Source organism: Ramlibacter aurantiacus, assembly GCF_016722895.1.
GTDB classification, from domain to species: Bacteria; Pseudomonadota; Gammaproteobacteria; order Burkholderiales; family Burkholderiaceae_C; genus Ramlibacter; species Ramlibacter aurantiacus.
This window is the reverse complement of record NZ_JAEQNA010000001.1, coordinates 28,421-52,415: the sequence shown is the minus strand read 5'-3', so window position 1 is coordinate 52,415 and position 23,995 is coordinate 28,421. Positions and strand designations below refer to the sequence as shown.

The following is a 23,995-nucleotide window of genomic DNA, read 5'->3' as shown; positions in this document are numbered from 1 at the left end:
TCCCATCACATCACTCTTGGGTCGCTGAAGCGCCGGCGGTGAACCAGTGCTCGCGTGCCCGCATGATCAGGGCCTTGGCCTCTTCCGGGCTCTGCCCGGTCATTTCGGTGAGTTCATCGACGGCCAGGTCGGCCAGCTCGTCGCGGGTGTGGACGCCGGCATCGGCCAGCGTGGCAATCAATTGGGGGGTCAGGCCTTCGAGGCTGCGCAGGTCCTGGGAGACCTCCTCGACGCTTTCCTCGCGGGCGATTTCCATGGTGAGCAGCGCGTCCTTGGCACGGGCGCGCAGCTCGTTGACGGTGTCCTCGTCGAAGGACTCGATGTCCAGCATCTCCTGGATGGGGACATAAGCCACTTCTTCAAGGCTGGTGAAGCCCTCGGAGATCAGGATGTCGGCGATTTCCTCGTCGACGTCGAGCTTCTCCATGAACAGGCCACGGATCGCACTGCTCTCCTCGGCCTGCTTCTGGGCCGACTCGTTGGCGTCCATGATGTTGATCTTCCAGCCGGTGAGCTCGGAAGCCAGCCGCACGTTCTGGCCGCCACGGCCGATCGCGATGGCGAGGTTCTCCTCGTCGACCACCACGTCCATCGAGTGCTTCTCCTCGTCGACGACGATGGACTGCACGTTGGCGGGGGCCAGGGCGCCGATCACGAACTGTGCGGGGTCCTCGGACCACAGCACGATGTCCACCCGCTCGCCGGCCAACTCATTGGTGACGGCGTTGACCCGGGTGCCCCGCACGCCCACGCAGGTTCCGATGGGGTCGACGCGCTTGTCATGCGAGAGCACGGCGATCTTGGCGCGCGAACCGGGATCGCGGGCGCAGCTCTTGATGTCGAGCAGGCCTTGCTCGATCTCGGGCACTTCCTGGCGGAACAGCTCGATCATGAACTCGGGCGACGAGCGCGACAGGATGATGGGGGCCCCGCGCAGCGTCAGGTCGACCTCCATGATCATGGCCCGCACGCGGTCGCCATTGCGCAGGTTCTCCTTGGGGATCATTTCGCTGCGGCGCAGCCGGCCTTCGACCCGGCCGCTCTCCACGATGATGTCGCCCTTGTCCATGCGCTTGACCGTGCCCACGAAGATCTTGTCGCCGCGCGACATGAAGTCGTTCAGCAGCATCTCGCGTTCGGCGTCGCGGATTTTCTGCAGGATCACCTGCTTGGCGGCCATCGCGCCGATGCGGCCGATGGGCAGCGATTCGATCGGCTCCTCGATGTAGTCGCCCTCTTCCGCATCGGAGGCGCGCTCGCGGGCGTCCATCAGCAGCTCCTCGGCGTCCGGGTTCTGCAGGCCGGCCGAATCGGGCACGACCAGCCAGCGGCGAAAAGTCTCGTATTGACCCGTGTCCCGGTCGATCGCGACCCGGATGTCCACCTCGCCCTGGTACAGCTTCTTGGTGGCCTGGGCCAGCGCGGATTCGACCGCACCGAAAACCACGTCCCGCTCGACGTTCTTCTCGCGCGAGATCGCCTCGACCAGCATCAACATTTCGCGATTCATCTCACGACTCTCCTGACTCTTGTTTGGGGCGGCGCCCCTTGAAATTCACGATGGGCGCCAGGCGGGCTTCCTTCAGCTCGTCGAGCCTGAAGCCCAGCACCTGCACCGGCACCTCTTTTTTCTTGCTGACCCTTTGACCCGGCTTGGCGGCGGGCTCATCGCTCCAGCTGATCTGCCAATCGCCCCCCTCGGCCCGCGCCAGCTGGCCGCGAAACTTCTTGCGGTTGGCGGCGACCTGCCCTTCCGCGGCGGCCCCCATGGGGGCCTTGAGGGTGAGGTCGATCACCTCCCCTTCAAACCGCTCGAAGTCCAGCTCGTTGCGCAGCGGACGGTCGATGCCCGGGGACGAGACCTCCAGCCGCGAGTAATCGACCTCTTCGACCTCGAGCGTGTACTGGAGTTGCCGGGTGACCTTCTCGCAATCTTCGACGGTGACAAATTCCGCGGAACCGGGCGTCCAGGGCCAATCGATGGTGACGCGAAGCAGCCCGCCCGCCGAGCGCTCGATCTCCACGAGCTCGTAGCCGAGCCCGCTGACCACTTGTTCCACGATGTCCTGAAGAGCCACTTGTTTCGTAATGCCTTTGGAAGGGCGCCTGCCCGGTTGCCGGTTGCCAAAAGTACGCGACCAAAAAAAACGGGCGGTAAGTACCCGCCCGTGATGGTCGATGACCGCGCATTGTACTTCGCGGCGAAAGGCACAAGCAAGCCGAACCCTTCGAGGGGTCGTAGCAGCCGTGTTCACCCCAGCAGAGGCAGCTGGAACTCAACCATAGTCTGCGTCACAACTGCAGGCCTGCCTGTCCCGTTGTTCCAGTCCCTCAGACCATGTGAAGGAGTGCAAGATGCCCGAACTCGGCGGTCGAAATGGCAGCAGTCGCCTGCCACCCATCCAGCGCCCCAGTACCCGGCTAGCTCGGGCGCCACTCGATCCACCCACAGCGTCCGCGGCCAGGCACCAGCAACCGGCGACGCCATCAACCGGCCGCGCTCGCCTGGCAGCCGCGGCTGCCGGAATCATGCGTTTCATTTCTGGCACGGCGTTCGGTCGCCGTATCCGCCAGCGCACTGCCGAGTGGGTAAGGAACTACACGCCAGAGTTCGCTCGCTCTAACTCTGCAAAAGGGCAAGCTCAAGCGATGAACCGGCGGGTGGACGCCCTGCTCACCGTCTTGGCCGATGAAAAGTCGGCCTCATCAAGCACCGCCGATCAGGTGCAGGCGTTGCGAAGTGAGCCTGGCCTTCCGAGGAATAGCCAGGCACGGCTCGACCTTCTCGAGCGACGCGCATTTTCCGCCTTGGGCTCGAAGACCGTCCACGAACTGACTTCGCTGATCGGACGCCTTTCGCTGGAACGCGACGCCTACTCCATTGATGGGCGGCCAGTGCCGCCGGAACTCGAATGCGTTGCACGAGCGATCGACCGACGGCTTCCGTTTTCGCGTTTGCTCGAAGACAACCTGAAGGCATTGGGCGAGCAACCGATCGAAGCCGCGCAAGGCAATCCGGCCGTGCGTAAGGATTTTTGGGTGGATCTGGCTCGCGCCGAATACAGCATCCCTGATGACATGTACAGCGGCGAACTGCATACCCGCGATATCGAGCAGGTGGGCGGCCGGCGCCCCCCTGCTGCGTGTGCGGAGTTTCTCCAGTCCATGGTCGAGCGTTTGGCTCTCAAGGACATTGGACAGTTCGATGTCATCGCTCGCTATGCGCACCAGGGAGTCTGGTCCCCGCTGCAGACACTTTCACGAACTCCGAGCAGTCCCTTCGTGGTCGACGGTGTGCCGGGTCGGCTGCGTGGCGAGCCACTGGCCAGCTACAGCATCGCGCCAGCGGTGGACGGCGATTTCCTCATCGACTGCCGCCTGGACTACCCATCCACGTTGGAGTTCCTGCCGCACGACAACTCGACCGAGGGTCGCCCGCTCACGAGCGACAGCCGGGCATCAGCGACGATGCAGCTGAAGGTCTCAGCCGATGGACGGGCGACCATTTCGCAAGCACCACGCTTCGAAATCATGCTCAAGGCCGAATCGCCTCGCCCCGTGGCCTGAGGCGCATCTCCGTATCGAACCAAGTTGGCCGGATCGACCATGACGAACTCTTTGAACCGCTACCGGTTCCGCTGAAGACCTGTTCGACGATGTCCTGAAGTGCCACTGCCTGGGCTAAGGCCAAAGGCCGCAGTCGATTGCCCGGAACTCATCCGTTGAGCGGAGTTACTACCCGGCGCACCTCGCCACCCCGGAGGGCCCGGTCTTCCGGAGATGTCCAGTTGCCAGTTGAAAGGAACGCACCATGACGGGTCCAGCGCCACGCCCTAACGGAAACCGGCAAGTTGTTCGCTTCCACTATCGACCCAGAGCTGATGCGCGCGCCGCGCAAGCCGCGCCTGCAGAAGAGCCAGCTGCAGGTCGCAACGCCGTCGCCCTGCCCCGCCCATCGTGGTTGCGACGCACATGGCTGCATCTGCGTGCGCAGGCGCTTTCCAGTGGCGCGCGGCTGAGCCAGGCAACGATGGAAGGTGTCGCGTCGGTGCAGCGCAGCATCAAGGAACGCCAAGTGGCGATTGTTGCAACATACAACCGACTGACCACCAACCATTCCGAACGCTTGAGCCAATCAACCGAGACCGGACTCAATGAAATCCTTGAGACATGCCCGGTAGCCGGTTCCGGCCCCCTGCGACTCAGCCAACAATCGCTGAGGGACTGGGCCGGAGGATGGACCATCGAGTTTCGCAACGGCTCCAGAGTGCACAAAGTGGTAGGCGAGCCAGGCGGACCCAGCGGCAGTGCAAAAGCCCTCGTGATCACAGGATCCAACGGCCGCGTTCGCATCGATCTCGCGGACGCAGATGCCGTTGAACGTGTGGCGGACATCATTCGGATGAGCCCGGACCGGCTGGTCCGGGTTAGTGCGCTGATGGCGCAGAGTGCCCTTGGCAATTCAGATACCGCCCTGTTCGATGCCGGCGGCCCGATCGCCGGAACATTCGGAGGCGGCGTCAAGCAGGCAAACCCATCGAACTGTTCGATGCGGCTGTCGGCGTCGGTGCGGGTTGGGCCGACCGACGACATCCTGCGGCTCAAGTGCGAGCGAGACCACATACGAGGTTTTGGAGTCGACAGCGGCAACGGGCCTGAGGTCGTCGAGACGGACCCTTCCGAAACGCGCGTCAGCTACGAGATCGCCGCCAGGATAGGCCCCACGGGCCCAGTGACGGTCATACGCGACCAGACCCGCCTCAGCTACGACGTGTCCGTCGCCGACCGCAACAGCTTCACCTGAGACCGCAGCTTCTTTGATTCCAGCCGACGCCTCTTCGATGCCGCCGTCGGCTTCGTCGGCCGTCGCGTCTTGGGCGGTTGTGCCACGCTGTCCACCAGCTCCTGCAGCCGTCCCCAGGCTTCCGCGCGGTTCATGTCCTGGCTGCGGTGCGACTGCGCCTTGATCACCAGCACGCCATCACGCGTGATGCGCTGGTCGCGCAGCGCCAGCAGGCGCTCCTTGTGGTCTTCGGGCAGTGACGACCGGCCAATGTCGAAACGCAGGTGAATGGCGCTCGACACCTTGTTCACGTTCTGCCCGCCCGCCCCTTGTGCGCGCATGGCGGTGATCTCGACTTCGGACTCGGGAATGGGCGTGGCGGTGGCAGTCATGCGCGCTCGCCTCAGCTCGCCGCGGCCACCAGGGTGCGCGTGTACTCGTCTTGCGGTGCATCCAGCACATCATCCACCGAGCCCGATTCGAGGATTGCGCCGTCCTTCATCACCAGCACGTCGTGGGCCATGGCTCGGATCACCTGCACGTCATGCGTGATCAGCAAATAGCTCAGCTGCCGCTCCCGCTGCAGCCGCTGCAGCAGTTGCAGCACCTGCTGCTGGATGGTGACGTCCAGCGCGCTGGTGGGCTCGTCCAGCACCAGCACCTCGGGCTGCACGATCAAGGCCCGGGCCACGGCCAGGCGTTGGCGCTGGCCGCCTGAAAACTCGTGGGGATAGCGCGCCAGGAGGCCCGGGAACTGCGCCTCGGTCAGGCCCACTTCGTCCAGCACCTTGAGCACCGCGTCGCGACGCTGCGGCAGGGCCATCCCAGGTTCGTGCACGAGCAGGCCTTCGCCGACGATCTCCTCGACGGTCATGCGTGGCGACAGGGATGAAAACGGGTCCTGGAAGACCACCTGCACGGCGCGCCGCAAGGGCCGGTCGGCGCCGGCACCCCCGGTCCATTGCCGCCCCACCACCTCCAGTTGGCCGCGGTGCCGCACCAGGCCCAGGGCGGCCAGTGCCAGGGTCGACTTGCCGGAGCCCGATTCGCCGACGACACCTAGCGTTCGGCCCGGCATCAGGTCGAACTGCGCCCCGTGCACCGCGATGAACTCACCCTTGCGAAACCATCCCTTGATGCCCGCAATGGGCACGGGGTAGGCCACGCGCAGCTCGCGGGCCTTGAGCACTGGTTGCTTCGAGTCAGCCAGTGGCGCCTCGTGCAGGTCGCGCCGGGGCACGCTGTCGATCAACTTGCGCGTGTACGGGTGGCGCGGCGCGGCGAACACCGACGCCACCTCGCCCTGCTCCACCAGGTGCCCACGCTCCATCACGGCCACCCGGTCGGCGAACTTGCGCACCAGGTTCAGGTCGTGCGTGATGATCAGCACGGCCATGCCCGTGCGGCGCTGCAGGTCGGACAGCAGGTCCAGGATCTGCCCGCGCAGCGTGACGTCGAGCGCCGTGGTGGGTTCGTCGGCGAGCAGCAGCCGCGGTTGGCAGGCCAGGGCCATGGCGATCATCGCGCGCTGCCGCTGGCCGCCCGACAGCTGGTGCGGGAAGGAATGCGCGCGCCGCTGCGGCTCGGGGATGCCGGTGGCCGCCAAGGCCTCCACCGCGCCCTCCCAGGCGGCCTTGGCGCCGATTCCCTGCTTGAGCTCGATCACTTCGGCCACCTGGTCGCCCACCGTATAGAGCGGGTTCAGCGCCGTCATCGGCTCCTGGAAGATCATCGCGATGTCGCTGCCGCGCACGCCCAGCATCTGGCGCTCGGACAGCTTCAGCAGGTCGCGCGGACCGTCCGGCCCATCGAGCAGCGCCGCACCGGCGAGCCGCGCGTTCTGGGCCAGGCGCAGCAGGGCCAGCGCCGTGACCGACTTGCCCGATCCTGATTCCCCGACCAGTGCGAGTTTCTCGCCGGGATCGATGTGGAAGTCGATGCCATGCACGACGTCCTTGCCGCCAAAGCCCACCGACAGTCGACGCACATCCAGCAGCGGCCGGCTCATACCGGGTTCTTCCTCGGATCGAGCGCATCACGCAACGCGTCACCCATGAAGGTGAGCAGCAGCAACGTGAGCGCGAGCACGCCGAAGGTGGACAGCGAGATCCACCAGGCGTCGATGTTGGCCTTGCCCTGGCTCAGCAACTCCCCCAGCGACGGCGTGCCGGGCGGCACCCCCAGGCCCAGGAAGTCGAGCGAGGTCAGCGCCATGATGGCCGCGCTCATGCGAAACGGCAGGAAGGTCACCACCGGCGTCATGCTGTTGGGAAGGATGTGCCGCCACATGATGCGCAGGTTGCCCACGCCCAGGGCCCGGGCCGCGCGCACGTAGTCCATCTGCCGGTTGCGCAGGAACTCGGCGCGCACGTAGTCGGACAGCCCCATCCAGCCGAACAGCGACAGCAGCACCAGCAGCAGGGCCACGCTGGGCGCGAACACCGCGCTGAAGATGATCAGCAGGTACAACTCGGGCATCGAGCCCCAGATCTCGATGAAGCGCTGGAAGGCCAGGTCGGTCTTGCCGCCGAAGAAGCCCTGGATGGCCCCGGTGATCACGCCCAGCACCACGCCGATGGCCGTGAGCGCCAGCCCGAACAGCACGCTGACGCGAAAGCCGTAGATCAACTGGGCCAGCAGGTCGCGGCCGCGGTCGTCGCTGCCGAACAAGTTCTCCGAGGACGGCGCGGCCGGGTTGGGCTGGCTCGCGAAGTAGTTGAGCGTGCGCGCGCCGTACGGGTTGGGCGGGTAGATCGCCCAGTTGTCGCCCTGGGTCAGCTTGTCGCGGATGAAGGGATCCAGGTAGTCGGCTGGCGTGGCGAAGTCGCCGCCGAAGGTGGTCTCGGGATAGGACTGCACCAGCGGAAAGTAAAACCGTCCTTCGTAGCGCACCACGAGCGGCTTGTCGTTGGACAGCACCTCGGCGAACAGGCTGAGCACCACCATGACACTGAACAGGACCAGGCTGAAGAACCCCAGCCGGTTGCGCCGGAACCGCTGCCAGGCGCGCCGCGCGGGTGAAACGGCCGGCGGCACCACCGCCGCGGGGCCGACGGCTTCCGGCGCCGGCCGCAGGGGGGCGGCCTGCCCGTAGGCACCCACGCGCGCCACCTGGGGTGGCGTGCCACCACCGGCGACCACGCTGTCGGCAGGTGACTGGAGTGGACGATGCTCAGTCAAATTTCACCCTTGGATCCACCAGAACATAAGACAAGTCGCTGATCAGCTTGGTCACCAGGCCGATCAGGGTGAACAGGTACAAGGTACCCAGCACCACCGGGTAGTCGCGGCGGATGATGCTCTCGTAACTCAGCAAGCCCAGCCCGTCCAGCGAGAACAGTGTCTCGATCAACAGCGACCCGGTGAAGAACGCCCCGATGAACGCCGCCGGAAAGCCCGTGATGATGGGAATCAGCGCGTTGCGGAACACGTGCTTCCACAACACCCGCCTGTCGCTCAGCCCCTTGGCCCGCGCCGTCAGCACGTACTGCTTGCGGATCTCCTCCAGGAAGGCGTTCTTGGTGAGCATGGTGGTGACCGCGAAGCTGCCGAAGACCATGGCCGTCACCGGCAAGGTGATGTGCCAGAGGTAATCGACGACCTTGCCGCCCAGGCTCAGCTGCTCCCAATTGCTCGACGTGAGCCCGCGCAGCGGAAACCACTGCAACTGCCCGCCAAAAATCACCAGCAGCGCCACGCCGAGCACGAACCCGGGAATGGCATAACCCACCAGCACCACCAGCGTGGTGGCGAAGTCGAAGCGGGTGCCGGCGCGAACCGCCTTGGCCACGCCCAGTGGCACGGCCACCAGGTAGCTGATGAAGAAGGTCCACAGGCCGAGGCTGATCGACACCGGCAACTTTTCCTTCACGAGTTCCCACACCGCCTTGTGCTGGTAGAAGCTCGTGCCCAGGTCGAAGCGTGCGAACCGTCCCAGCATCTGCAGGAAGCGTTCGTGCGCCGGCTTGTCGAAGCCATACAGCGCCCGGATTTCCGCGATGCGTTGTTCGTCCACACCCTGCCGCCCGCGGTAGCCGGCACCCGATGCCGCCGCCGATTCACCGCCCGCATCCCGGCCCTGCAACTGGGCCACCATCTGCTCCACCGGCCCGCCGGGCACGAACTGCGTGACGATGAAGGTCAGCAGCAGCACCCCCAGCAAAGTGGGGATCATCAGCAGCAGTCGCTTGAGGATGTAGCTGGCCATTTGGGATGTCGTCCTTGCCTATCGATTCTGCGGCGAGCCCCACCAGGTCGACATGGCCCAGTTGTGGACGTCGTAATACGGCGGAATGGTCGCCGGCAGCTCGAAGCGGCGCGGCCGGTAACCCACCAGGAAGTCGCTGCCGTAGTACTGCGGAATCGAGTAGTGCCCGTGCGTCAGCACGCGGTCGAGGGCTCGCATGGCAGCCGACAACTGGGGCCGGGTCTTGGCGGTGATGACCTTCTGCAAGATGGCATCCACGGCCGGATCGGCGATGCCCCAGATGTTGGACGAGCCCTTGGTCTTCGCGGCCTCCGAGCCGAACCGCTCGAGCAGTTCGCTGCCCGGCGCGGTGGAGCCCGGGATGCGCGTGGTCGTGAGCTCGAAGTCGAACTCGTCCATCTTCTGCTTGGCCAGGGAAAAGTCCACCACCCGGTAGATCAGCCGGATGCCCAGCTTCTCCAGCGCCTTCTCGAAAGGCATGACGATACGCACGAGCGAGGGCTGGTCGCTCAGGAACTCGATGGTGAAGGGCTCGCCTTGCGCATTGCGCAGTGCGCCGTCCCGGTAGGTCCAGCCGGCCTCGGCCAGCAGCGCCTGCGCCTTGCGCAGGTTCTCTCGCAGGCCGTGCGGCGCAGCGGTGCTGGGCGAGATGTACGCCGGTCCGAACACCCGGGGGTCGAGCTGATGCCGCAGCGGCTCCAGGATGGCCAGTTCGTCCGGCTTGGGCATGCCTTCGGCATGGAACTCGCTGTTCGGGAAATAGCCGTGCACCCGCTTGTACAGGTTGTAGAACAGCTGCCGGTTCATCCACTCGAAGTCCATTGCGTAGCCCAGTGCCTGGCGCACGCGCACGTCCTGGAACTTCGGTGAGCGCAGGTTGAACACGTAGCCCTGGAAATCACCAGGGTTCTGGTTGGCGAAGGCGCGCTTGGCCAACTCGCCCGACTCGAAGGCGCGGCCGGTGTACTGGCGGGCCCAATTGCGCGAGATGAACTCGCGCATGAAGTCGAACTCGCCGGCCTTCAATCCTTCGAAGCGTGAGGTCTCGTCGAGATAGATCTTGAACGTGATGCGGTCGAAGTTGTAGTGCCCGCGGCGAGTCGGGTGCCTGGCCGCCCAGTAGTCGGGGTCGCGCACATAGGTGATGTCCCGCCCCATGCGCGGATCGCCGATGCGGTACGGGCCACTGCCGATCGGAATATCCGACACCACCTGGTCGAAGGGCTTGCCAGCGCCCCAGTCGCGGCTGAACACGGGCATGCCGCCGACGATGAGCGGCAACTCGGGGTTGGCGCTGGCGAAGTCGAAGCGCACCGTGCGTTCGTCGACCGCCGTCGCGTCTTTCACTTCGGCATAGATGGTGCGGAACTGCGGCGCCGCCTGCTTGCTGATCAAGGTACGGAACGAGTGCACCACGTCGGCCGCGAGTACCGGCTTGCCGTGGTGGAAGCGCGCCTTCGGGTCCAGGCGGAAGGTGGCCGACAGGCGGTCGGGCGCCACCTGCACGTCTTCGGCCAACAGGCCATAGGCGGTGGTCGGCTCCTCGGAGTTGCCGACCAGCAGCGTGTCGAACATCAGGGTGCCGATGCCGTAGGGCGCGGTTCCGCGCAGCGTGAACGGATTGAACTTGTCGAAATTGGTGGGCCGGGTGGGCGGCACCATCCGGATCTCGCCCCCCTTGGGCGCCTGGGGATTCACGTAGTCGAAGTGGGTGAAACCCGGCGGGTACTTGATGTCGCCGAATTGGGCGTAGGCATGCGCGCCCCACGAGGGCGTGGCCAGCAGCGCGACGAGGGCCAGCGCTGGGAGGAGCAGCAAACCTCGCATGCGACAATTCTGCCGAGTTTTGCTTCTATTCGGAGGGCGTTCCATGGGCTTCCTGGTTGGGAAGAAATTGCTGATCACCGGCGTTTTGTCGAATCGTTCGATTGCCTATGGCATCGCACGGGCTTGCCGGGCACAAGGGGCAGAGCTGGCCTTCAGCTATGTGGGCGAGCGGTTCCGCGATCGGATCACCGAATTCGCCGCGGAGTTCGATTCCAAACTGGTATTCGATTGCGATGTGGGCGATGACCAGCAGATCGAGCGACTTTTTACCGACCTGTCGGCCCACTGGCCCAAGTTCGATGGCTTCGTCCACGCCATCGGCTACGCCCCCCGCGAGGCGATCGCCGGCAATCTGCTCGACGGCCTGTCGCGCGAGGCGTTCCGCATCGCCCACGACATCAGTGCCTACAGCTTCCCGGCCATGGCCAAGGCGGCCCTGCCCTACCTCAACGACAAGTCGTCCCTGCTGACCTTGACGTACCTGGGTGCGGTGCGCGTGGTCCCCAACTACAACACCATGGGCCTGGCCAAGGCCTCCCTCGAGGCGTCGGTGCGCTACCTGGCCGAGACGCTGGGCCCGCGCGGCACGCGGGTCAACGGCATCAGCGCCGGCCCCATCAAGACGCTGGCCGCCAGCGGCATCAAGGGTTTCGGCAAGATCCTGAACGTGGTGGCGGACACGGCACCCATCCGCCGCAACATCACGATCGATGACGTCGGCAACGTGGCGGCCTTCCTGCTGTCCGACCTCGCCGGCGGCGTCACCGCCGAGATCACCTACGTGGACGGCGGCTTCAGCCAGGTGGTGGGCGGCATCGCCGAACCGTCGGAATAAGGCGATGCGGCCGCGTGCGCTTGCCATCGAGCGCCGCGGCCTGCCTCAGACGCTGTGAATGAATGCGGCGCGTCCGAGAAGGCCGCCAGGACGGGGCCAATCAAGGCGTAAAGCGCAGCCAGCGCCCGGGCTATGGCGAGCATTTGCAACGCCGAGTGACCGCGTGCTGGCGGTCGGAGCGGGCGCGACGGATCCGTTCACAGCTTCTCAGACCTTGACGCAATCGGCGTAGAAGCGCGCGACGCCGTCGTCGCCGACCTCCTCCACCAGGCCGTGGATGTCGGTCTCGAAGCCCGGGCACTGGGCGTTGAACTCGCGCGAGAACTTCAGGTAGTCGACGATCTTCTTGTTGAAGACCTCGCCGGGGATCAGCAGCGGGATGCCGGGCGGATACGGCGTGACCAGCGACGTGGTGATGCGGCCCTCGAGCAGATCGATCTCCACCCGCTCGGTGCGGCGGTGCGCGATATGGGCGAAGGCATCGCTGGGCTTCATGGCCGGGGTCAGGTCCGACAGGTACATCTCGGTGGTGAGCCGGGCGATGTCGTACTTGGCGTAAAGCTCGTGCACATGCTGGCACAGGTCGGCCAGGCCCATGCGCTCATAACGCGGGTACACCTGGCAGAACTCGGGCAGGATGCGCCACATCGGCTGGTTGCGCTCGTAGTCGTCCTTGAACTGCTGCAGCGCCGTGAGCATGGTGTTCCAGCGGCCCTTGGTGATGCCGATGGTGAACATGATGAAGAAGCTGTAGAGGCCGGTCTTCTCGACGATGATCCCGTGCTCGGCCAGGAAGCGCGTGACGATCGAAGCCGGGATGCCGGTCTTGGCGAACTTGCCATTGAGGTCCAGCCCCGGGGTCACGATGGTCGACTTGATCGGGTCGAGCATGTTGAAGCCTTCGGCCAGCTTGCCAAAGCCGTGCCACTGGGCCGCACGCGATTCGCCCTTGATGATCCAGTCGTCCGCGCGGCCGATGCCCTCTTCCACCAGGCGATCGGGGCCCCACACCTTGAACCACCAGTCCTGGCCGTAGTCTTCGTCGACCTTGCGCATCGCGCGGCGGAAATCGAGCGCCTCCAGAATGCTCTCTTCCACCAGCGCAGTGCCGCCGGGCGGCTCCATCATGGCCGCGGCGACGTCGCAGCTCGCGATGATCGAGTACTGCGGGCTCGTCGAGGTGTGCATCAGGTACGCCTCGTTGAACAGATGCCGATCCAGCTTGCGATTCTGCGAATCCTGCACCAGCACATGGCTGGCCTGGCTGATGCCGGCCAGCAGCTTGTGGGTGGACTGGGTCGCGAAGGTCAGCGACTCCTTGGGCCGCGCGCGGCGCTTGCCCATCGCGTGGTAAGAGCCATAGAACGGATGGAAGGCGGCGTGCGGCAGCCAGGCCTCGTCGAAATGCAGCGTGTCCACGTAGCCATCGAGCATGCCCTTGATGGTCTCGGTGTTGTACAGCACCCCGTCGTAGGTGGACTGCGTGAGCGTCATCACCCGCGGCTTGACCGCATCGGCGTCCACCCCCTGCAGCAGCGGGTTGGCCCGGATCTTGGCCTTGATCACCGCGGGATCGAACTCGCTTTGCGGGATGGGCCCGATGATCCCGTAGTGGTTGCGGGTGGGCTTCATGAACACGGGAACGGCCCCAGTCATGATGATCGAGTGCAGCACCGACTTGTGGCAGTTGCGGTCCACCACCACCACGTCCCCTGGCGCCACCGTGTGGTGCCACACCATCTTGTTGGAAGTGGACGTGCCGTTGGTGACGAAGAAGCAGTGGTCGGCGTTGAAGATGCGCGCCGCATTGCGCTCGCTGGCCGCCACCGGGCCGGTGTGGTCCAGCAGCTGGCCCAGCTCGTCCACCGCATTGCAGACGTCGGCGCGCAGCATGTTCTCGCCGAAGAACTGGTGGAACATCTGGCCGATAGGGCTCTTGAGAAAGGCGACGCCACCCGAATGGCCGGGGCAGTGCCACGAGTAGGAGCCATCTTCGGCGTAGTCGAGCAGCGCCTTGAAGAACGGCGGCTGGACGCCTTCGAGGTAGCTCTTGGCCTCGCGGATGATGTGCCGGGCCACGAACTCGGGCGTGTCCTCGAAGGTGTGGATGAAACCGTGCAGCTCGCGCAGGATGTCGTTGGGCAGGTGCCGCGCGGTCTTGGTCTCTCCGTAGATGTACAGCGGCACGTCGCTGTTCTTGCGCCGCACCTCCTGGATGAACCCGCGCAACCTCAGCACCGCCGGCCCGAGCTCGGGGCCCTGGGTGAACTCCTCGTCGTCGATCGAGAGGATGAAGGCACTGGCGCGGCTTTGCTGCTGGGCGAACTGCGACAGGTCGCCATAGCTGGTCACGCCCAGCACCTCGAACCCTTCAGCCTCGATGGCTTGGGCCAGTGCCCGGATGCCCAGGCCCGAGCTGTTCTCCGAGCGGAAGTCTTCGTCGATGATGACGATGGGAAAGCGAAATTTCATGGGAGGGCCCGGGCGAGGGGCTGGAGAAGAAAAGCAAGCCGGCAAGTGTATGAAATTCGCGGTGCTTTTCACGCCCGGCGCCCGGACGGCATGAGTGCGGGCTTGGGTTCACGGCCGGGGCGGCTGCCGGTCCACAGGGCGAAGGACTCTGCGAGAGCCGGCCGTCCGCACCTCCTCAACCCTTGGCCCGTGAGGCGGGATGCGGCTCGCGCCATGGGCGTGGCTTGGTGCAGGTGCCGTCCTTGCGCTGCCGTGAGAATTCTTTTTGCTGCATTTGATTCCTCCGCTTAGTGCGGCCGGATTATGCAAACCCGTTTGGCGAAACCTTCGACCCCGGCGTCAAGCCTGACAGTGACCCTTGGGCCGCTCAGTCCACCACGACGCGCAACCGGGCCGACATGCCGCTCAGGTACTGCAGCAGCGCCGCCACGAACAACGCGGCCCCGCTGATTTCCAGGCTTTCCTCCAGCGTCATCGCGATCATGTAGGGCACCAGCGTGCGGTCCGGGGTGCCCTCCTCCATGAACACATGCCCCCCGACCATTTCCATGCCGACGGCGCCACCCACGTACATCAGGCCTGCCAGGATGAACCAGCGTCGAGTGGCCGGCGGAAGGTGCATGAGGAAGCGCAGGTACACCACGGCGAAGACGATGGCGAACGTGCCCCCGGCGATCACCCACGGGAAGCGCAGCCACCCGGTGAGCTGGTAGGCCGTGCGCAGCGGCTGGATCAGCAACTCGTGGAGCGAGGCGGATTCATCCACTGCCAGGGCCAGAAACAGCGCGGCCAGCCCGGCCCACCGCCAGCGAAACGGATCGGCCTGCTGTCGCTTGATGGCCGTGATCCAGCACAGCAGTAATCCGGCGAACAGCAGGATCGCCGATGAGAACACGGTCGGGATGTTGTTCTCGGCATCGAAATAGAACTTGTCCCGTGCGGGAAAGCGCCAGTCGGCCAGGTAGCTCCACACCGCCAGCAGATGCAGGGCGAGAAGCACGGCCGCGATGCCAAGGATCACTTGAAGGACGGAGCGTGTGCCGAGTGCCAGCACGGGCGGCGCCACGCGTTCCGGGACACCAGCAGACAACCCCTTGGGCAAGGCCGATGAAAACTCGGGGTCGCCCAAGGCGTCCGGGGAGGTGGGCACGGCGTTCATGCGGCCCAGTATGGGCGGCATTGTTTCCGGGTGGCGCGCGCCGTAACCTTATGTAATCGACGCGGGGCGCCAGCCCCACCGGGCTCCGCTACCCCGCTCATGTTCAACGATTGCCCATCTGGCGCTGGGCGTCGCGCTCGGAGGGGGTCGTCACGTCAATGGTCGGCACGGTCACGGTTTCCTGCCGCTTCTTCACATCGACGTCCACGTCGGGAATGGTCACCTGGCGCTCTTCACGGCGCACCTCCACGTCCGGGCCGCGCACGTCGTACTTGGGCACGGTGACCTCACCCTCTTGCGTCTTGGTGACCTCGTACTTCGGCAGGTCGATGTTGCCGGACTGGGTCTTCTCCACGTCGCAGGCGGCCAGGCCGAACAGGCTGGCAGAGACGATGCCGACGAGTGCAAATTTGCGATCGATCATGAGGAACTCCTTCTGTTTTGAATGAGTCCATGATCCCCGCGATGGCGCAGCCGGGCTGTCGGCGCGTGCCGCACCGTGCGTGCGAGCATCTCCCGCGCGGGCGTCGCCCGGGAACTCGACCGGACGTGGGCTCGGGCGGCTCGAGGCGTCGGCCATGCGGTCGGGCTTGCGCCGGACGGTCTTTATCATGGCCGTTCGAGTGCCACCCTCTTTCCGGAGCCGCCATGAGCCAGGACTTCGCCGAAGTGCGCATCCCCTACGGGGCGTACTGGTCCACACCTTTCTGCCGCTGGCAGACCAGTTTCGCGGACCTGCACAGCATCCGCTTCGCGGCGGACACGGCCCGCAAAGTGCTGGAGCGCAAGAAGATTTCCGTCTCGTCCATCGACACGGCCGTGCTCGGCACCACGGTTCCCCAGGAGAAATCTTTCTGGGGCGCCCCCTGGCTGATGTCGCTGATGGGTTCCGAACACATCTCGGGCCCGACCATCGCGCAGGCCTGCGCCACCAGCGCCCGCTGCATCGCCGCGGCGGCCTCGGCGATCCAGACCCATGAGAGCGCCGTCACGCTGGTGGTCACCTGCGACCGCACCTCGAACACGCCGGTGGTCACCTACCCCAACCCCCGCGGGCCCGGCGGCGCACCGCAGATCGAGAACTGGATCCTCGACAACTTCCGTGAAGACCCCCATGCGCGCGTCGCCATGGTGCAGACGGCGGAAAACTGTGCCCGCGACTGGAAGATCAGCCTGTCGGAGCAGCACGAACTGGTGCTGATGCGCTACGAGCAATACCGCGCGGCCCTGGCGGACGAACGCGCCTTCCAGCGCCGCTACATGACGCTGCCCTTCGAGGTGCCCGATCCGGCCTTTCGCAAGCCCAGCGGCGAAACCATCGACGGTGACGTGGGCGTGTTCGACACCACGCGCGAGGCGCTGGACAAGCTCAAGCCGGTGGTCGAGGGCGGCACGGTCACCTATGGCGCGCAGACGCATCCGGCCGACGGCAACGCCGGCATGCTGCTGGTCAAGCGCGAGCGCTTCGCCGAATTCACCAGCCGCCCCGACATCGAGATCCGCATTCTCGGCGTGGGCCAGTCGCGCGAGCGCAAGGCCTACATGCCGGCCGCGCCGGTGAAAGCCTCACGTTCGGCGCTGGACATGGCAGGCCTCGACATCACCCATGTCCAGGCCATCAAGTCGCACAACCCGTTCGCCGTGAACGACCTGGTGTTCTCGCGCGAATTCGGTGTGCAGCCCGACAAGATGAACAACTACGGTTGCTCGCTCATCTACGGGCACCCGCAGGGCTCCACCGGCATGCGGCTGGTCATCGAGCTGATCGAGGAACTGGTGATCCGGGGCGGCGGCGTGGGCCTGTTCCAGGGCTGCGCCGCCGGCGACACCGGCATGGCGCTGGTACTCGAGGTGCGCGACACGCCGCGCGGCTGAGGCGAGTGGCGCCCGCTCAGGCGCCCGCCGGACGCATCTTCAGCAGCTGCGACATCTCCAGGCTCAACAGCAGTTCATCCCGCTGGTTGCGGATCTCGTAGGCGAACCGCGACACCGCCACACCGGGTCGCGAGTTCGAGGGGCGGCCGTCGAGCAGCCAGAACACGGCGCGCACCACGTCGCCCTCGCGCACCGGCGCATGCCAGCGAAGCCGGTCCACGCCCAGGCCGGCGACGGCACAGCGATCGAACATGCCCGTGCGCAGCGCCAGCGCCCAGGTCAGCGCCGCCGTCTGGAAACCGCCGGCCACCAGCCCGCCGAACACGGATTGGCCGGCCGCGTCGCGGTCCAGGTGGAAGGGCTGGGGGTCGTACACGCGGGCGAACTGCACGATGAGGTCGGCCGTCATCTCCAGCGTGGGCGAGGTGTGCACCTCGCCGACCTGGAAGTCCTCGAAATACATGTCGGTGGAGGTCACGAGGTGTTCCTTCTTCTTGCACGCAGGGCAGGCACCTTGCCATAGGAAGACGCGGAGATGCTGCGCCGGCACGCCCCATGCATACTCCGCCACCACCGCATGCGCATCCTCATCATCGAAGACGACCTGCCGCTGGGCGACGCACTCGCCACGGGCCTGCGCCAGCGCGGGCACGCCGTGGACTGGTTCCACGACGGGCAGCAGGCCGATGCCGCCTTGGCTGCGGCGCCCTACGACGGCGCGGTGCTCGACCTCGGCCTGCCGGGCGGGGACGGCCTGCTGTGGCTGCGACGCTGGCGCTCACGCAGGCTCCAACTGCCGGTGCTGATCCTCACCGCGCGCGACGCCGTCGAGCAGCGGGTCGAGGGGCTCGATGCGGGGGCCGACGACTACCTCGTCAAGCCCCTCGCGCTGGACGAACTGTCGGCTCGGCTGCGCGCGGTCCAGCGGCGATCCTCGGGCCGGGCGCAGCCGGTGTGGCGGCATGGCCTGCTCGAGTTCGACCCCGCTTCGCGTGCGGTACGTTGGCGGGGCGAGCCCGTCCAGCTCACTGCGCGCGAGGCCGCGCTGCTCGAGGTGCTGCTGTCGCAGCCCGATCGCGTGCTGTCCAAGGCCCACCTGCAGGACAAGCTCTATGACTGGAGCGGGGCCGAGCCGGAGGGCAACGTGCTGGAGGTGCATGTGCATCACCTGCGCCGCAAGATCGACGCCAGCGCGGTGCGGACGGTGCGCGGCGTGGGCTACGCCATCGGCTCTTGCGAGGGCGAGCCGTGAGCCTGCAGCGCCGCCTCATGCTGTACCTGGCTGTGTGCGCCCCCCTGGTCTGGGCGCTCGCATTCGCGTTTTCGCTGGACCGCACCCGGCACGAGGTGGACGAGCTGTTCGACACCGAACTGATCCGGCTGGCCCGGCAACTGCAGGCCAGTGTCGCATCCCCCTCGGTGGCGCAGGCACCGCCCCCCGTCCGGCCCTCGCGCGATGCCGGCTCGGCGGACCTGCGCGACCTGGCCGTCGCGGTGTGGGACGCCCAGGGCCGGCTGCTGGCCAACGACCGCGAAGGCGCGCAGTTGCGCCGCCTGCCGGCGGCTTCCGGCTTCGTCGAGGACACCATCGGCGGCGAGCGCTGGCGGGTGTACTACCTGCAGGCCGCGGATTCGTCGCGCCAGGTCGCCGCCGGGCAGAAGGCCGCCGAGCGCGACGAGGTGGTCAGCGGGCTCGTCCTGAGCCAGCTGGTGCCGTGGCTGCTGATGCTGCCCGTCCTGCTGGCCGCCATGGCCTGGGGCGTGCGACGGGCGCTTTCGCCGTTGAACACTTTGTCCCGCCAGCTGGCGCAGCGCCGGGCGGACGACCTCGCGCCCCTCCCAGCCCGCTCCGTGCCGGCCGAACTGCGGCCCTTGGTGACGGCCATGGACGGCCTGTTCTCGCGCATCTCCGAGTTGCTGGCGCGTGAGCGCCGATTCACCGCCGACGCGGCGCACGAACTGCGCACGCCGATCGCCTTCCTCCGGATGCAGTGGGACGTGCTGCGCCAGCTGCAGGGGCCGCAGCGGCAGCTGGCCGAGGCCAAGTTCGAGGGCGGCCTCGACCGGCTCGAGCGACTGGTGACGCAGCTGCTGACCCTGTCACGCGCGGATGCCGCCGATGCGGCGCGCCTCACCACCGAGGTCGACTGGCGCGCCGCGGTCGAACAGGTGGTCAACGACGTGTTGCCGCTCTTGCGCCGCAGGCGCATCGAACTGGCCTGCGAGTGGCCGCCAGCGGACCGGCCGGCACTGCCGCTGCTTGGCGACACCGAATGGGTCGCGGCTTTGTTGCGCAACCTCGTGGACAACGCGGCCCGCTATGCGCCGCAGGGCAGCACCGTCACCCTGCGCATGCAACGCGGGTCGATCGAGGTGGAAAACGAAGCACCCGGGGCGGCACCCGAGACGCTGTCCCAGCTGGGCGCACGATTCACCCGCCCGGCGGGGCAACAGGAATCAGGCAGCGGACTGGGCGTGTCGATCGCCCGCCGCATCGCCGAGGTGCACGGGCTGGCGCTCGAGTACGACAGCGAAGCCCCAGGCCGGGTGCGGGCCGTGCTTCGCCACCGCTGAGAGGCCGTCGATCAGCTGCCGCCCTGCACCTTGGCGAGCAGCTGCCGCGCCTCTTCGCGCCGGCCCGCATCGGCCAAAGGGCGCCCGGGACGTGCGGGCGCCTTGAGTGCTTTCACGAGGTAGGCCACGGCCTGTTCCGGCTGGTGCGTCTCGACCAGGTACTCGGCATAGAAGTAGTTGGGATCGATACCGCCGGGGTTGATCTGCAGGGCCTTGCGCAAGAGCTCGTTCGCGCGAGCCTTGTCACCGAAACCGACCGGCCAGCCGGGCACCTTGTAATACAGCACGCCCAGGCTGTTGTAGGCCGAGCCCTCCAGCACGGTGCCATCGATCTGGATGGCCGACTCGTACAAAGCCTTCGCCTGCTTGACCAGGCCCAGGGCGCCCAGGCCACCCTTCTCGCCGGCCCACGAGCTCACGATGATGCCTTCCCAGACCAGCGGTTCACTTCGGCCTGGATAGGTCCCGCTCACTTGGTGCGCGCGGGCAGCCAGCTGCGCGAAGCGCGCCTGTCTTTCGGCTGGCGGCGCTTCATAGCGGATCACCTCCCATTCGTGCTGGAGCTGCTGCACGTCGTCTTCCACGGCTGCATGGGCGGGCACGGCAACCGCACCCCAGGCCAGCAGGGCGCTGCCGAGCGCCACCGCTCGCAGGAGCGAAGAGAAGAGCGGGAATCGGGTGGTCATGGGGTTCCTCCTTGTTGAACCTCGTCGGCGCGTGCTTGCGCCAGGGCACGCCGGTGCGGCGCGAAGATCCGGTCGAGCAAGCCGGGCACGGCACCGTTCAGGCGCACCCCCAGCCGCTCGGGGAAACCGAGGAAGCGTTCGGAAGCTTCGTCCTCCAGCTGGCGCAGCAAGGCCATGGCCACGCGGGCGGGATCGTCCATCGCCGTGCCCGTGGCCCGGTTGTAGGCCTCCACCGCGGCTTCGTTGAACGAGGTGCGCGTGCTGCGTGGGCCGAGGTATTGCACGCGAACGGGCCCTCCGTCGAGTTCCCGCCGCAGGGCCTGTGCATACCCACGCAGGCCGAACTTGCTGGCGCAGTACGCGGCATGGCCCGGAAGCCCGATGGCGCCGAGGACCGATCCGACGAACAGCACCTGCGAGCGGGGCTGCCTGCCCAGGTGCGGCAGCAGGGCCTCGGTGAGCAGCATCGGGGCGACCAGGTTGGTGGCCATGACCCGCTGCACCGTCGGCGGCGCGAGCGACGACACCGCGCCGAAGGCCGGCGCGCCCGCCGCGTGCACCACCACGTTGCAACGCCAAGGAATGGCGGCGCCGGCAAGCGTCTCGATGGACACCGGCGCGAGCAGGTCGACCTCGTGCCAGTCGCAGCGCTCGCGGCCCGCGCCACCCAGGTCCCGCGCCAGCGCCGCCAGCTGCGCGGGCGAGCGGCCCGCCAGCAGCACGCTGGCACCCGCATCGACCAGGCGAGCGGCCACGTGCCGGCCGATGCCGCCGGTCGCGCCCGTGAGCAGCACGCGCGCTTCGCGGGCCTTCATGCCACGGCTCCGGCTGCCGTGGCCGCCGCCAGCGGCAGCGATCGAAAGACCTCGCCGTAAAGCCGATAGAACACCCGGGCCGCGTGGACGATGTCCGCCTGGTCCCGGGGGTCGGCGATCGCGTCCATCAGCTCCTCGAAGTGGCCGACGTGTTCGCGATCCAGCGTGCCGTGCGATCGCAGGTAGCTGAAGGCGGCGTCGGGCAGCCCGAGCGCCCCCTGGATGCTGCCGGCAGCCCGCAGCGCCAGCGCCACGCTCGTGCCCTCGAGCACGTGCACCATTCCAAGGAAACCCAGCGGATTGCGTCGCGCGATCTGGTCGTAGGCGCAGGCCACCATCACGTCCGTGGCGATGCGCGGGTCGCCGCGACGAACGGCCTCGGCATCGGCGCCGCAGGCGCGCAGGTCGTCCAGGATCCACTCGTCGTGGCCGGCTTCTTCCTCGATGTATTCGTCCAGTTCCGGTCGCAGCCACCCGTGGCGCGCCGGCAGGGCCGCCCGGCAGGCGGTCAGCAGCGGCACCGTGTGCCGCACGTGGTGGTAGGCCTCGGCGAGGAAGGCGATGTAGCTCGGCACCGATACCTCGCCGCGCAGGCAGGCCTGGATGATGGGCGCGGCCAGCAGCTCCTGCCTCGCCTGTTCGGTATCCGCCTGAAGGCGCTGGAAGAAAGTCATGGGGCCTCCGTGCGGGTGATGGGATGTGCGTCCAGGATGGCGCGCCGCCGCGGACGGCCGTTGGCGGTGGCCATGCCGCTGGCCGCCGAGAACGGCAGGCTGGCGCGCACGAAGCGCGTCACGCGGGCGTAGTCGGGCAGCCGGGCATTCGCCTCGTCCACGCAGCGGCGCAGAACGTCGTCGGTGACTTCCGGCGCAACCCACAACACGGCGGACAAGGCGGGCTGGGCTTCGCCGTACACCACCGCCTGGGCGATGCCGGCCTGCTCGTGCAGCACGCCCTCCACCCACTCGGGGGAGACGTTGCGGCCGAAACTGGTGATCAGCACGTTCTTCTTGCGGCCCTGCACATGCAGGAAGCCCTCGGCGTCGAGGCAGCCGAGGTCGCCGGTGGGCCACCACGCGGGCACGGGTGCCGGCTCACCGATGTAGCCCAGGAACAGGCTGCCCGCCACTTCGACTTCACCATCGGCGGCGATGCGCACGCGCGCATGGGGCAGTGGCGTGCCTGCGCTGCCCGCTCGGTCGGCCCCGGGCAGGTTCAGTGTCTGGACCGACGCGCCCTCCGAGAGACCGTAGCCTTCATAGGCCGGGATGCCGCGATCGCGCGCCGCCCGCAAGAGCGTGTCGCCGACGGCCGCGCCACCGACCGCCACGAAGCGCAGGCCGTCCGGCGCCCGTCGTCCGCCGCGGCACAGCCAGCCGGTCCAGGCCGCCAGCATCTGCGGCAGGACGATCACGCTGTCCGCGCCCTGCGACTCGACCGCCTGCTGCAACAGGGCCGGATCGAACGCCGATGAGCCGGCCAGTCCCACTTGCGCCAGGGGCAAGGCCACGCACGCACCACCGGCGGCCAGCGGCGCCAGCACACCGGCCACGTTCTCCAGCAGCACGGGATACGGCAAGGCACTGAGGTGCCGCCGCAGCTGCAGCGGCGCGAGCGCCCGCACCAGGCCCTGCGCCACCTCGTGCATCGCCCTGGCGTCCAGGCACACGCCCTTCGGAGTGCCCGTGGTGCCGGAGGTGAACGTAATCTTTCGGGTGCCCGGGGGAATGCGCACCTCGCCACCCGGCAGCCGCCGCAATGACAGCGCCTGCCGCGCCAGGGTGAGCGGCTCGCGGCGACCCGCCGGCGGGAGCCCGGCGTGTGCGGCTGCCGTCAGCAGGGCATCGACGCCCGCGACGACGAGCGCGTGGCGCACCTGCTCGGGCGTGAAGAAGGCCGGCAGGGGCACATGCACGATGCCCGCTCGCGCGGCAGCCAGGTCGGCGACGATCCACCCCGGCGAGTTGTCCAGGAGCGTGGCGAGCACCCGCACCTTGGCATCGCGCAGTCGCTGCGCGAATGCCCCTACCTGCGCGTCCAGCGCCTGCCGCCCCAGCGACAGGCCGCCGGCACCGAGCAGCACGGGGCCGTGCGCTTCATCGAGGCCGCTCATGGGCACCAGCCCTCGCGCGCCTGCAGATGCCGCAGGACCTGCGGCAGGTGTCCGGCCACGACCACCGGCCGGTGCTCGTAATAGCTTCCCCACTGCCCCGCCGCTTCGCCCAGTGCGGCGGCGTCGGCAAGAGCGAGGGTCAGGGGGGCGACGCCCATTCGCAGCAGCAGCCGCCGCAGTTCCTGCGTGAGGGTGCTCACGGCCCAGCCGTAACCCCGGCGCGCCAGCAGCGCACCCAGGGGCGCGATCAGCTGCCGCCCCATGCCCGCCTCGGCCGCGGCCAGGTGCCCGACTTCCACGATGGACCTGCGGGGCAGCACCCGCACCGTGTGCGGCAGGAGGACCCGCTCGATGGGCCCGGGCAGGTACTGCTCCAGGAACAAGGGCTCGTGTCCGGCGCCACGGAACCCGGCCGCGGCGAGGATGCGGCCCGATCCGGACTGCCGCAGCGCCACCAGCCAGGGCGCGAAGCGGGGCACACGGGCGCCGAAGCGCCGGTCGTACACGCCCGCGATGAATGCTTCCACCGCCGGCCGGTCCGCGCTGCCGGGAGGCTCCACGGTCATGGTCACGCCGGGCGCGGGCGCCGCGTCGGCGTCGATGACGCTCGTCCTGCTCAACATGCACTCTCCCTGGATGGGCCCGAACT

Annotated in this window: 22 protein-coding genes; 6 read left to right on the top strand and 16 right to left on the bottom strand. The window is 67.4% G+C overall.

Going from position 1 to position 23,995, the window contains the following annotated elements:
• Positions 1-10: 10 nt before the first annotated feature.
• Together nusA and rimP are read right to left on the bottom strand one after the other, a co-directional pair.
• Positions 11-1,510: a transcription termination factor NusA gene (gene nusA, locus JI739_RS00265; RefSeq protein WP_201681851.1), complete on the bottom strand. Its 1,500-nt coding sequence runs from the start codon at positions 1,508-1,510 to the stop codon at positions 11-13.
• 1 nt (position 1,511) lies between these two features.
• Positions 1,512-2,078, bottom strand: a complete 567-nt coding sequence (gene rimP / locus JI739_RS00260) for a ribosome maturation factor RimP (RefSeq protein ID WP_201683244.1) — start codon at positions 2,076-2,078, stop codon at positions 1,512-1,514.
• 451 nt (positions 2,079-2,529) lie between these two features.
• Here rimP and JI739_RS00255 point away from each other — a divergent pair, with 451 nt between their 5' ends.
• Together JI739_RS00255 and JI739_RS00250 are read left to right on the top strand one after the other, a co-directional pair.
• Positions 2,530-3,567: a hypothetical protein gene (locus JI739_RS00255; RefSeq protein WP_201681850.1), complete on the top strand. Its 1,038-nt coding sequence runs from the start codon at positions 2,530-2,532 to the stop codon at positions 3,565-3,567.
• Between the two features lie 244 nt (positions 3,568-3,811).
• The gene (locus JI739_RS00250) at positions 3,812-4,804 is read left to right on the top strand and encodes a hypothetical protein (protein WP_201681849.1); all 993 of its coding nucleotides are present in this window, start codon (positions 3,812-3,814) and stop codon (positions 4,802-4,804) included.
• Here JI739_RS00250 and arfB read toward each other — a convergent pair.
• The 5 genes from arfB to JI739_RS00225 form a co-directional block, all read right to left on the bottom strand.
• Positions 4,765-5,175, bottom strand: a complete 411-nt coding sequence (gene arfB, locus JI739_RS00245) for an alternative ribosome rescue aminoacyl-tRNA hydrolase ArfB (protein WP_201681848.1) — start codon at positions 5,173-5,175, stop codon at positions 4,765-4,767. The genes JI739_RS00250 and arfB overlap by 40 nt on opposite strands.
• 11 nt (positions 5,176-5,186) lie before the next feature.
• A complete protein-coding gene (locus tag JI739_RS00240) occupies positions 5,187-6,791 on the bottom strand; it encodes an ABC transporter ATP-binding protein (protein WP_201681847.1) in 1,605 nt (534 codons plus the stop codon).
• Positions 6,788-7,858: an ABC transporter permease gene (locus JI739_RS00235; RefSeq protein WP_236589157.1), complete on the bottom strand. Its 1,071-nt coding sequence runs from the start codon at positions 7,856-7,858 to the stop codon at positions 6,788-6,790. The genes JI739_RS00240 and JI739_RS00235 overlap by 4 nt, the downstream gene beginning before the upstream one ends.
• Positions 7,859-7,955: 97 nt before the next feature.
• Positions 7,956-8,990, bottom strand: a complete 1,035-nt coding sequence (locus JI739_RS00230; RefSeq protein WP_201681846.1) for a microcin C ABC transporter permease YejB — start codon at positions 8,988-8,990, stop codon at positions 7,956-7,958.
• Positions 8,991-9,008: 18 nt separating this feature from the next.
• A complete protein-coding gene (locus JI739_RS00225) occupies positions 9,009-10,817 on the bottom strand; it encodes an extracellular solute-binding protein (protein WP_201681845.1) in 1,809 nt (602 codons plus the stop codon).
• A gap of 43 nt (positions 10,818-10,860) precedes the next feature.
• On the opposite strand from JI739_RS00225, the gene fabI reads away from it, so the two are divergent.
• Positions 10,861-11,652 carry an enoyl-ACP reductase FabI gene (gene fabI / locus JI739_RS00220; protein ID WP_201681844.1) on the top strand — a complete coding sequence of 264 codons (792 nt, stop codon included), beginning with the start codon at positions 10,861-10,863 and terminating at the stop codon, positions 11,650-11,652.
• Between the two features lie 207 nt (positions 11,653-11,859).
• Here fabI and JI739_RS00215 read toward each other — a convergent pair whose 3' ends face one another.
• The 3 genes from JI739_RS00215 to JI739_RS00205 form a co-directional block, all read right to left on the bottom strand.
• Positions 11,860-14,124 (bottom strand): arginine/lysine/ornithine decarboxylase, encoded by a 2,265-nt coding sequence (locus JI739_RS00215; protein ID WP_201681843.1) that lies wholly within the window; start codon positions 14,122-14,124, stop codon positions 11,860-11,862.
• A gap of 367 nt (positions 14,125-14,491) precedes the next feature.
• Entirely contained in the window at positions 14,492-15,283 is a 792-nt protein-coding gene (locus JI739_RS00210; protein ID WP_201681842.1) for a DUF8692 domain-containing protein, read from the bottom strand.
• Between the two features lie 103 nt (positions 15,284-15,386).
• On the bottom strand, positions 15,387-15,707 hold the full coding sequence (locus JI739_RS00205; protein WP_201681841.1) for a hypothetical protein: 321 nt from the start codon (positions 15,705-15,707) through the stop codon (positions 15,387-15,389).
• Between the two features lie 224 nt (positions 15,708-15,931).
• Here JI739_RS00205 and JI739_RS00200 point away from each other — a divergent pair, with 224 nt between their 5' ends.
• Complete coding sequence (locus tag JI739_RS00200) at positions 15,932-17,158, top strand: thiolase family protein (RefSeq protein ID WP_201681840.1); 1,227 nt, start codon at positions 15,932-15,934, stop codon at positions 17,156-17,158.
• 16 nt (positions 17,159-17,174) lie between these two features.
• On the opposite strand, the gene JI739_RS00195 is transcribed toward JI739_RS00200, so the two are convergent.
• Positions 17,175-17,636: a MaoC/PaaZ C-terminal domain-containing protein gene (locus tag JI739_RS00195; protein ID WP_201681839.1), complete on the bottom strand. Its 462-nt coding sequence runs from the start codon at positions 17,634-17,636 to the stop codon at positions 17,175-17,177.
• Positions 17,637-17,735: 99 nt separating this feature from the next.
• On the opposite strand from JI739_RS00195, the gene JI739_RS00190 reads away from it, so the two are divergent.
• Both JI739_RS00190 and JI739_RS00185 read left to right on the top strand, forming a co-directional pair.
• A complete protein-coding gene (locus JI739_RS00190; protein WP_201681838.1) occupies positions 17,736-18,410 on the top strand; it encodes a response regulator in 675 nt (224 codons plus the stop codon).
• Entirely contained in the window at positions 18,407-19,732 is a 1,326-nt protein-coding gene (locus JI739_RS00185; protein WP_201681837.1) for an ATP-binding protein, read from the top strand. Before JI739_RS00190 ends, JI739_RS00185 begins: the two co-directional genes overlap by 4 nt.
• An 11-nt stretch (positions 19,733-19,743) precedes the next feature.
• Here JI739_RS00185 and JI739_RS00180 read toward each other — a convergent pair whose 3' ends face one another.
• From JI739_RS00180 to JI739_RS00160, 5 genes are read right to left on the bottom strand one after another with little or no spacing between them, the layout of a single operon-like run.
• Positions 19,744-20,418, bottom strand: coding sequence for a TRAP transporter TatT component family protein (locus tag JI739_RS00180; RefSeq protein WP_201681836.1), 675 nt, complete (start codon positions 20,416-20,418; stop codon positions 19,744-19,746).
• Positions 20,415-21,233: an SDR family oxidoreductase gene (locus JI739_RS00175; RefSeq protein ID WP_201681835.1), complete on the bottom strand. Its 819-nt coding sequence runs from the start codon at positions 21,231-21,233 to the stop codon at positions 20,415-20,417. The genes JI739_RS00180 and JI739_RS00175 overlap by 4 nt, the downstream gene beginning before the upstream one ends.
• Positions 21,230-21,907, bottom strand: coding sequence for an iron-containing redox enzyme family protein (locus JI739_RS00170; RefSeq protein WP_201681834.1), 678 nt, complete (start codon positions 21,905-21,907; stop codon positions 21,230-21,232). The genes JI739_RS00175 and JI739_RS00170 overlap by 4 nt, the downstream gene beginning before the upstream one ends.
• Entirely contained in the window at positions 21,904-23,346 is a 1,443-nt protein-coding gene (locus JI739_RS00165) for an AMP-binding protein (protein ID WP_201681833.1), read from the bottom strand. Before JI739_RS00165 ends, JI739_RS00170 begins: the two co-directional genes overlap by 4 nt.
• The gene (locus tag JI739_RS00160) at positions 23,343-23,969 is read right to left on the bottom strand and encodes a thermostable hemolysin (RefSeq protein ID WP_201681832.1); all 627 of its coding nucleotides are present in this window, start codon (positions 23,967-23,969) and stop codon (positions 23,343-23,345) included. The genes JI739_RS00165 and JI739_RS00160 overlap by 4 nt, the downstream gene beginning before the upstream one ends.
• Between the last annotated feature and the right edge of the window lie 26 nt (positions 23,970-23,995).